Raw genomic sequence first — 8,802 nt, 5'->3', positions numbered from 1 at the left:
GGCAAACCCGGGGCGGTTCAGTCCACCCCCTACTCTGCCCGCTCGGTCGGTTTATGCCGAGCGAGTTTCTTGTGCCCGCCGGCGATCGTCGCGCTTGAACCAAATCACGGCCGAACGGCTTTACCGGCATGCATCATCAGACCATCAGCCTCGACCTTGCCGGGGCCATCATCGCAGACCTGAAGGTCACCGAGGATCGGATCGACGGATCGCTCTATGCGGTGGAAGGCTGGCACTCGGACCTAGGGCGCATCGTGGTGATCGAGAGCAGCGCGGACGCCGTGCTCGTGTCTAAGGTGCCTTTGCCCGAGATCTGAGGGGTTCGACGCTCCGATATGGCACCCCAAGGAAATCAGCCAAAGACCAGGCACCCCGCGGCAGCGGCCGAGTGCAGTTTGGCCGAGATCATTCTGTTCGAGCGCATCGCCGTGAACGACACCGATCGCCCGATGGATATCGGTTACCTTTCTGCGCTCGTCCAGAAGGGCTTGGTCGTTCACGAGCCGCCCGAGGCACCATACGTGCCGGTCCATCTGCAGGCGCAATGGCGCCAGTGGCACGCCGAGCAGCCGGAGAGCGCCGAGAAGCGGCCATCTTCGTCCGATCAGCAATGACAGGCAGACACCGCCGCAGCGTCAACGGACCTTCACTCCGAGCAATCTGCGCGCGGGCCGGCGTTGCATAACGGCCCGACTTCCTTGATCCCCCGCTCGGCTCGCCCATGCCGGGCCGATCCACTAACAGCGAGCGTCTGTGCTGGCCTAAGCGCGCCCACCAAAGACCCGCTTCGTAAAAACCAGTGCATCGACCTGCAGGCGCTCTGCATCACGCTCGCCATGGAACAAGCGCTCAAGGATGAAGTGCGCCAGGTGCTCGCGGGAGGGCTCGGACAGGGGTCCACCAACGGCTGCCACTGTGGCCTCATACGCGTCAGCCGCCATGCGCAAGTCCTCTGGCTCGAGAGCGCAGCTTCGCCCTCCGGGAGTAACACGTCATTTGAAATTCCCCAGCCGGCCTAACGTGGGAGCTTTTCGCTCTCATGCTGCGCGGCCCGAAGAGGAAGGTAAGCTGAAGGCTGTGGCCAAGATATTCGGTCACATCACCCCAAAGACGTCGTCGAGCCGATCATCGGACCTGGCCAGATAGGCGACGAGTTTCGCCGTATCGAGCGCACTACCGCCACCGATCGAGACAACCGCCTCGACCCGCTTCTCCCGGCACAGGGTGACCGCAGCCTCGACCACATGCGCGGGTGGATCAGCAACCATATCCTCGAACACGGTGAGATCGCAGCTGACTGCAAGGTTTTCCTCGGCGTCCTGGGTCAGGCCTGCGCCCCGCACGCCCTTGTCGGTGACCAACAGGATGCGCCGGGCGCAGAATTCAGACACCAATGCCGCAATTCTTTTGGGTGCGCCTGCCTCGAAGAGAACGTTCGGTGTGGTCTGGAAGGTAAACGGGTTCATGCCTGGCCTGCCTCTTCAGCCGCGCGGTCGAGGAGCTTCGCCAAGGTCTGTTCCGTGATGTCGTCGTGCAACTGGACCGCCTCGTCGCAGATCTCCCTCCGGCGAACCGTTGAGCCGACATCGAGGCTGTCCGCCATGATGATCAGGGGCGATCGGGAGCTGAGCTCAATGGTGTAGTAGTGACTTGTCTTCTGGCTCTTTGTGTTCGCGAGCCTGAAGTAGACGGACCAGTTCTCACCCGTCGCGACGTCGAATTTCCTGATACCATAGTCCAAGCGAAGTTCCGGGTCATGAAGGTCACTCTTCGCCTTCTCGAGAAACGGCAATACGACCGAAGCGATCTGAGCCGACCCGCTCGAGCAGCTCCTTGCCTCGCCGTTCTGCTTCCTTCCATCCCCTTTCTCATGTTCGGTAGCCCACACTGCGTCGCCTCCGTGCTGACCAAGCCGGTCTCTCGAAATAGCACTCATAAGTATCCTCCCTTTGTATGGCGGCCGAGCCCTCCCTGATGGTTGCTCCTGGTGACCCGATCTGGTTCATGGTCAGTTGGGCTCCATCAGAACCTTTTGATCTACGAAGATGTGCAGATCATTCGAGCAACCGGCCGTTGCAGCGATGGAATCGCGTGCGGCTATATTCCACTGCCTCGGGTGCGTTCGCATCGTCGGTCGGGATTTCAGCGATCGGCGTTCGGTCGAACGCTGCACGACCTGCAGCATGCTCATTTCCCTAGCTCATGCTGGCTCGGGTTCGGGTGTGTGGTTTCTGAGTTCCTCGATGAGAACGCGCGTGTTCTCGGAGTAGTCGATCGGAACCGCCACCACATGCACCCCACCGGTGCTGAAGGCCTGCTCCAGTGTCGGGATCAGGTCCTCGGTGGCGTTCACCCGCCAGCCGCGCGCGCCATAGGACTCGGCATACTTGACGAAGTCGGGATTGCCGAAGGTCAGGCCAAAGTCAGGGAAGTGGTCGGCCGCCTGCTTCCAGCGGATCATGCCATAGGCGGAGTCATCCAGGATCAGCACCACCAAGTCGAGCTTGAGCCGCACCGCAGTCTCCAGCTCCTGACTGTTCATCATGAAGCCGCCGTCGCCGCACACCGCCAGCACGCGCCGCTGTGGATAGAGCAGCGTCGCCATCATGGCCGAGGGCAAGCCGGCGCCCATCGTGGCCAGCGCATTGTCGAGCAGAAGCGTGTTGGCGACCCGCGTGCGGTAGTTGCGGGCAAACCAGATCTTGTACATGCCGTTGTCCAGGCACACGATGCCGTCCTCCGGCATCACCTCGCGGACATCATGCACCAGCCGCTGCGGCGTGACCGGAAAGCGGTTCTCAGTGGCGCGATCGTTGATGCGCTCCAGGATGCCGGCCCTGAGGCCAAGCAAGTCCGACTGGCCGGGCTGCAGCTGGCCTTCCAGGCGATCCGCAAGAAGGGCCAGACTTGGTCCGACATCGCCGACGGCCTCGGCCTGGGGGAAGTAGACCTGCTCGACGGTGGCCGGCGTATAGCTGACATGGATCACCTGCGGCCCGCCTTCGCCCATGATGAACGGCGGCTTCTCCACGGTGTCGTGGCCGATGGCGATGATGAGGTCGGCCCGGTCAATCGCCCGATGCACGTAGTCACGCTCGGACAGGGCGGCGGTGCCCATGTAGAGGTTGGACCCGCCCGCGACCGAGCCCTTGCCCATCTGCGTGGTGAAGAACGGCAGGCGGGTCCGGTGCACGAACGCCGACAACTGCTCAGCCAGCTGCGGCCGGCTCGCGGCCGCTCCGAGCATGATGAGCGAGCTCCTGGCTGCCAGGATCATCGCGGCGGCCCGATCGAGCGCCGCCGGGTGGGCGACCGGGATGTCGACCGCGTGCGGCGGCACGAGTGGCACGGGCTCGACCTCCTCGCCCGCCACGTCCTCCGGCAGTTCGAGCAGGACGGGGCCGGGACGCTCCTCCTGCGCGACGCGGAATGCTTCGCGCACGACGGCCGGGATCGAGGCGGCGCTCACGATCTGGCGCGACGATTTCGTGAGCGGCTTCATCGTGGCGACGATGTCGACGATCTGGAACCGCGCCTGCCGGGCCGTCATGATGGCCTTCTGGCCGGTGATCATCACCATCGGCATGGCGCCAAGGTGTGCGTAGGCCGCACCGGTCACCAGGTTGAGCGCGCCCGGCCCCAGGGTCGCGAGGCAGACCCCGGGACGCCCGGTCAGGCGGCCATGGGTGGCCGCCATGAACGCCGCCGACTGCTCGTGGCGCGTCAGCACGAGTTCGATCGAGGACGTCCGCAAGGATTCGACCACTTCGAGGTTCTCCTCGCCGGGCACCCCGAAGATCCGGTCGATGCCCTCGTTCTCGAGCGCCGCCACCAACAAGTCAGATCCCTTCATCACCATTTCCTCCCCTGATCGGCGGACCCCGCGCGGGTTCGCGCCCTAGGCCTCTTCCTGGAACGCCACCTCGCGGGTCTTGCTGAAGGAAGGCATGAGCACCAGCGCGAGCAGGACCAGGAACGCGACGAGCATCGGCCGGGTCACCAGGATGGTGGGATCGCCCTTCGAGAGCAGGAGGGCGCGGCCCAGGAACTCCTCCATCACCGGGCCGAGAATGAACCCGAGCTATCCTCGCCAACTCGGTTATCGAGGCATTCGGGCAGGAAGGTTATCTGGGAACGATCCGCACCGACAACGAAACGCCCCATCCGACCCTCCTCGTCTGACCAAGACAATCATAGCCGACTCGCGTTTTCGCACAGCCAGGATCATGATAGGTTCTTGCAGGGCCTACCTTGCAGGTCTTCTTCCGGACCCAGCGTGTGCCCGCTCATGCACGCCTCCGATTGGAGAGGCCAGGGAAATACGCCCTGCATGCGCAGGCAAAGGTCGGGCGTGCAATGCCAATCCCAGTGGCCCGCGCCCGACACCCGTTTGGCTCTGGTCGAGCGCACACACTCCTGGCTCCACCGCTTCCGCTCGATCTTGATCCGCTGGGCCAAAAAGCCCGCCAACGATCTTGCCCTACTCCACTTCGCTCATGGCATCATCACCTGGCGTCAGGCCCTACCGGGAGAGGCTCTTTGCACCCGGTGCGGTGCGACTCAAACGGTCAGCAAGGCCTTCGACCTTCTTCGGCAGGAGTCAACACTCCGATGCAGCGGCCTAAAGGGGCATGCAATACCTGACCGTTGCGGCTTCGCGCGCCTGACCGACAAGCACGTGGCGCGCCTGGTCCAGAACACGGCGTTCGCGCTAGGGCCGCTCGTTACGAGCGCCCCCCGCACAGATCCGGACGTGGGGCTTTCCCGCATCCGGCTCCTATCTCGGGTGAGTGCCGACAAGACTTGTGCGCGGGCTGGGCCCGTGCGGCTGATCCGGATGATCGTAGGGCATCTCGGTCACCTCGCCGAGCCGTTCACCGGGTCCTTGATCATCGGGGCGGCGGCGCGTGGCCGGCTCTCCCATCGGCAGCATCGCCAATACCCAGGAATTGCTCGACTTCTGTGCGCGCAAGAACATCCTGCCTGATTGCGAGATGATCCGCATGGACCAGATCAACGAGGCTTTCGAGTGCATGGAGAGTTCGGATGTCCGCTACCGCTTCGTGATCAACATGGCGTCGCTCCCTGAGGGTTCGGCAATTGAGTGGACCGTCCCGCCGAGTGCGATTGGATGACGTGACCGAAAAGCATTAGGCCGAAAGACAGTAGCAGCCACGTAAGCAGCCCAGCGGGTGCGCCCCTCGCGAGCAATGGGTCCAAGAGGAAGCAGCATGCACATTGGCGTTCAGAGTTAAGGTCTCATGTAAGGCAAACCGGCAACAATCATCGCGAACGCCGTGCATGAGGTCGTGCTCGGTGATTCGCGCCGCGTAGAGAAATTGTAACAGTTCGCGCAAGAGGCGGCGGCGAACGCGAAGGCGCGTACGCTGCATGTGCTACGAGAGAGCCTCAGCACTGCCGATACGCCGGTTCCGCACTCAAGCCAGAGTTGAGGGGACAGACGAGCTCACCTGGGACTCGGCTGTCCGCTCAAGCGCGCGCTGCCACATTGGCGGCGATGCGCTGGCGAATGTCGGGATACTCCGAAGATCCTGAAGGCGCGCATCGAGGCGCAGCAGGGAGCGCGCTGCTCCTCGTCGGCGATGAATACCACGACGCGCTGCATCAACTTGCGATGTAGAGGCCACCATTCACATGAATAGTCTCGCCGGTAATGAAGCTCGCCCAATCGGAGCAAAGATAGGCGACGGTGTGCGCGACCTCCTCCGGCTGTCCCAGGCGCTTCAGAGGCGTCAGCTCGATCAGCGACGGTCCGCGCGCCGCGAGCAATGGCTGAACCAGGGGTGTTTCGATTAGGCCGGGAGAGACGGCGTTGACGCGAATCCGAGGCGCGAGCTCGAGAGCCAGAGAACGCGAAAACGTCAGCACCGCTCCTTTCGCAGAGGCATAGTGGGTATGCATGAAGCTGCCGCGGTGCCCTGCCATGGAAGCAATATTCACGATAGAGCCACCTTCAGCGAGAAGTGGGATCGCCGCGCGACATGTATAAAAGACGCCGTCGAGATTGATCCCGATCGTCTGATGCCACTGCGCATCGGTCATGTCGTGAATCATCTGATCACGATAGAGCCCGGCGCCGGTTACGAGATAATCGATCTTTCCAAACCGATCCTTAGCTTCCGCCATCGCGTTGTCGGCGTCGCCCGACTTGGCGGCGTCCTGCCTGAGCCCGATCGCGCGTGAGCCAGAAGCATCGAGACTCTTCGCGAAGTCGCGAACACCGTCCTCGTCGAGATCCGTCAGCACGCATGAAGCGCCGAGTTCGAAGAAGGTTTTCGCGATCGCGCGAGTGATGCCGCCATTTGCTCCCGTCAGGAAGAGAACTTTGCCGGAAAAGTCGAACATCGAAGTCTCCATTCGCGCGTTGGTGCATTCGTTCAGGCCCCGGGGCCCGCCTCGAATGGACAGTGATCGGCTTGCCGAATTTCAGGCGCCGAGCCCGCCCATGCAGGTGTATTTGACCGAGACGTAATCCTCGACGCCGTATTTCGAGCCCTCGCGACCCACGCCGGACTCCTTCACGCCGCCAAAGGGCGCGACCTCGGTCGTGATCAGGCCTTCATTGACGCCAACCAGCCCATATTCGAGGGCCTCGGAAACCCGGAAGGCGCGGCCGAGATCACGGGTGTAGAAGTAGCAGGCAAGCCCGTATTCGGTGTCATTCGCCATGCGAACCGCCTCGACCTCGTCCTTGAATCGGAAGAGAGGCGAGAGCGGACCGAACGTCTCCTCGCGCGCCACTGCCATGGAAGGCGTGACGCCGGTGAGCACGGTCGGCTCGAAAAAGGTGCCGCCGAGCGCGTGGCGCTTGCCGCCGGCGATAACCTTGGCCCCTTTAGAGGTGGCGTCCTCGATGTGCTCCTCGATCTTTGCGACCGCGTGATCGTCGATGAGCGGCCCCTGCTGGACCCCGTCCTCCAGACCGTTGCCCACCTTCAATCGCGCAGAAGCCTCGGCGAGGCGCTCAGCGAAGGCCTCGTAGATTCCGTCCTGCACGAGGAAACGGTTCGTGCACACGCAGGTCTGGCCGGCATTGCGATACTTGGCGGCCATCGCGCCTTCCACGGCGCGGTCGAGGTCGGCATCGTCGAAGACGATGAAGGGCGCGTTGCCGCCGAGTTCCATCGAGACCTTTTTCATGGTCTTTGCAGCCTGCTCCATCAGGAGCTTGCCGACCTCAGTCGATCCCGTGAAGGTGATCTTCTTGACGAGCGGGTTGGCCGTCAGCTCCGCACCAATTTCGCGGGCCGAGCCCGTCACGATGTTGACGACGCCGGCCGGAATCCCGGCCTCTTCGCACAGCACTCCCCACGCAAGCGCGGAATAGGGCGTCTGCGAGGCTGGCTTGATCACGATGGTGCAGCCGGCGGCGAGCGCCGCGCCGAGCTTGCGTGCGATCATCGAGGAGGGGAAGTTCCACGGTGTGATGGCTCCCACGACTCCAACAGGATCCTTCGTGACCAGAATCTTGCGGTTCGGCCAGGGCGACGGGATCACATCGCCGTAGATGCGCCGCGCCTCTTCCGCGAACCACAGGACATAGGCCGCCGACATGCCGACCTCCCCGCGCGCCTCGGCGAGCGGCTTGCCTTGCTCTGAGGTGAGGAGTCTCGCCAAGTCTTCCTGGTTGTCGGTGATAAGCTGAGCCAGTCGGCGCAGGAGCGTGGCGCGGTCGCCTGCCGTTCTGCCGCGCCAAGCCGGGAAGGCGGCATAGGCGGCCTCGATAGCACGCCTCGTCTCAGCCCGTCCGCCGTTCGGCACCGCATCGAGCAGCGTGCCGGTCGCAGGATCGGTGACCTTGATGGGCTGACCGGCCGAGCCCGTGTCGGTCCAGTCGCCGCCAATCAGATTGGCGGTCCGGAACAGTGCAGGATTCCTGAGGTTTACGTTTATCGACATGGGACGAGCTCCCGTTCAGTGCGAGGAATGAGGCGTTTCACGCAGTACTTGTGAGGCCGAGATGATCGGCAATAAGCTCAAGCTGGGAGGCCAGCATTGCCCGGCCCGGTTGGATGCGGCAGCCGCACTGTCTTGCGGCCTCGAGAAGAGGCGTCGTCTCGGGTTGCATGATCACCTCCGCGACGATCATGTCGGGTTCGAGTTTGGCGACGTCGATCGGAAGGGCATCGGTCGGCTTCAAGCCCAGAGAGGTTGCGTTCACGACTAGGTCGTGCCCGGTCGGATCTGCGGAAGCCGCCGCACCTACCCGAAGATGCGGAAAAGCCGCGGTGACACGTGTCGCGAGTTCCTCCGCCTTTGCATGCGTCCGATTGTAGATGCTCAAGACCTGGACGCCACGTTCGGCCAAGGCGAAAGCAATCGCGTTCGCCGCGCCGCCCGCGCCGGCCAGGAGGGCGCTTCTGCCCCGAAGCTCGATTCCGGCCCGTTCGAGTCCGACTGTAAACCCGAGTCCATCGAACATATCCCCGACGAGGCGCCCGTTGGCTTCGCGCCGGATAGCATTGACTGCACCGGCCTGGAGTGCGCGCTCAGTCAATGCGTCGCAGAACTGCGCGATACTCGTCTTGTGCGGGACGGTAACGACGATGCCGTCGAGATTCTGAATGCTGCGCAAGCCTCGGACGACAGTCCCGAGATCTGGAGGTGCGACCTCGATCGGTACCATCACGGCGTCGACACCGCGTTGCGTGGCAAGCTCGTTGATCGCCTGCGGGGTGCGAACGTGGGCGACGGGGTGAGCCAGAATCACGGTGAGGCGCGTCTTTCCGGAGATAGGATGCATCGTCATCTCACAGAACCAATAGGTCACTGAGGTTGCAG

At 63.2% G+C, this 8,802-nt stretch carries 10 protein-coding genes and 2 pseudogenes; 4 read left to right on the top strand and 8 right to left on the bottom strand.

From position 1 onward, the window contains the following. Positions 1 to 128: 128 nt before the first annotated feature. Both BN1233_RS24715 and BN1233_RS24710 read left to right on the top strand, forming a co-directional pair. Positions 129 to 317: a hypothetical protein gene (locus tag BN1233_RS24715; protein WP_046866298.1), complete on the top strand. Its 189-nt coding sequence runs from the start codon at positions 129 to 131 to the stop codon at positions 315 to 317. A 78-nt stretch (positions 318 to 395) separates the two neighbouring features. After that, positions 396 to 614 (top strand): hypothetical protein, encoded by a 219-nt coding sequence (locus BN1233_RS24710; protein ID WP_046866297.1) that lies wholly within the window; start codon positions 396 to 398, stop codon positions 612 to 614. Positions 615 to 761: 147 nt separating this feature from the next. On the opposite strand, the gene BN1233_RS24705 is transcribed toward BN1233_RS24710, so the two are convergent. The 5 genes from BN1233_RS24705 to BN1233_RS47245 form a co-directional block, all read right to left on the bottom strand. Then, the gene (locus tag BN1233_RS24705; protein ID WP_046866296.1) at positions 762 to 941 is read right to left on the bottom strand and encodes a hypothetical protein; all 180 of its coding nucleotides are present in this window, start codon (positions 939 to 941) and stop codon (positions 762 to 764) included. 153 nt (positions 942 to 1,094) lie between these two features. Further along, on the bottom strand, positions 1,095 to 1,466 hold the full coding sequence (locus tag BN1233_RS24700) for an iron-containing alcohol dehydrogenase (protein WP_046866295.1): 372 nt from the start codon (positions 1,464 to 1,466) through the stop codon (positions 1,095 to 1,097). Further along, positions 1,463 to 1,888: a hypothetical protein gene (locus BN1233_RS24695; protein WP_147707506.1), complete on the bottom strand. Its 426-nt coding sequence runs from the start codon at positions 1,886 to 1,888 to the stop codon at positions 1,463 to 1,465. The genes BN1233_RS24700 and BN1233_RS24695 overlap by 4 nt, the downstream gene beginning before the upstream one ends. A gap of 312 nt (positions 1,889 to 2,200) precedes the next feature. Beyond that, positions 2,201 to 3,859 carry an acetolactate synthase large subunit gene (locus tag BN1233_RS24690; protein WP_147707504.1) on the bottom strand — a complete coding sequence of 553 codons (1,659 nt, stop codon included), beginning with the start codon at positions 3,857 to 3,859 and terminating at the stop codon, positions 2,201 to 2,203. Between the two features lie 39 nt (positions 3,860 to 3,898). Further along, entirely contained in the window at positions 3,899 to 4,057 is a 159-nt protein-coding gene (locus BN1233_RS47245) for a hypothetical protein (RefSeq protein WP_154678294.1), read from the bottom strand. A 339-nt stretch (positions 4,058 to 4,396) separates the two neighbouring features. On the opposite strand from BN1233_RS47245, the pseudogene BN1233_RS49850 reads away from it, so the two are divergent. Together BN1233_RS49850 and BN1233_RS44905 are read left to right on the top strand one after the other, a co-directional pair. Continuing rightward, positions 4,397 to 4,516, top strand: a pseudogene (locus BN1233_RS49850) (IS5/IS1182 family transposase); the annotation flags it as partial. A gap of 379 nt (positions 4,517 to 4,895) precedes the next feature. Further along, a pseudogene (locus BN1233_RS44905) lies at positions 4,896 to 5,135 on the top strand (hypothetical protein); the annotation flags it as partial. A gap of 490 nt (positions 5,136 to 5,625) precedes the next feature. Here the strand turns inward: BN1233_RS44905 and BN1233_RS24680 are convergent. The 3 genes from BN1233_RS24680 to BN1233_RS24670 all read right to left on the bottom strand — a co-directional run bounded on the left by BN1233_RS24680 (position 5,626) and on the right by BN1233_RS24670 (position 8,764). Further along, positions 5,626 to 6,366, bottom strand: coding sequence for an SDR family NAD(P)-dependent oxidoreductase (locus BN1233_RS24680; protein WP_046866293.1), 741 nt, complete (start codon positions 6,364 to 6,366; stop codon positions 5,626 to 5,628). Between the two features lie 81 nt (positions 6,367 to 6,447). Continuing rightward, a complete protein-coding gene (locus tag BN1233_RS24675; RefSeq protein WP_046866292.1) occupies positions 6,448 to 7,920 on the bottom strand; it encodes an NAD-dependent succinate-semialdehyde dehydrogenase in 1,473 nt (490 codons plus the stop codon). Between the two features lie 37 nt (positions 7,921 to 7,957). Then, the gene (locus BN1233_RS24670; RefSeq protein WP_046866291.1) at positions 7,958 to 8,764 is read right to left on the bottom strand and encodes a shikimate dehydrogenase family protein; all 807 of its coding nucleotides are present in this window, start codon (positions 8,762 to 8,764) and stop codon (positions 7,958 to 7,960) included. Positions 8,765 to 8,802: the final 38 nt, after the last annotated feature.

The organism is Microvirga massiliensis (genome assembly GCF_001006805.1).
GTDB classification, from domain to species: Bacteria; Pseudomonadota; Alphaproteobacteria; order Rhizobiales; family Beijerinckiaceae; genus Microvirga; species Microvirga massiliensis.
The sequence above is the reverse complement of the archived record's forward strand: the minus strand, read 5'-3'. Positions and strand labels throughout refer to the sequence as shown.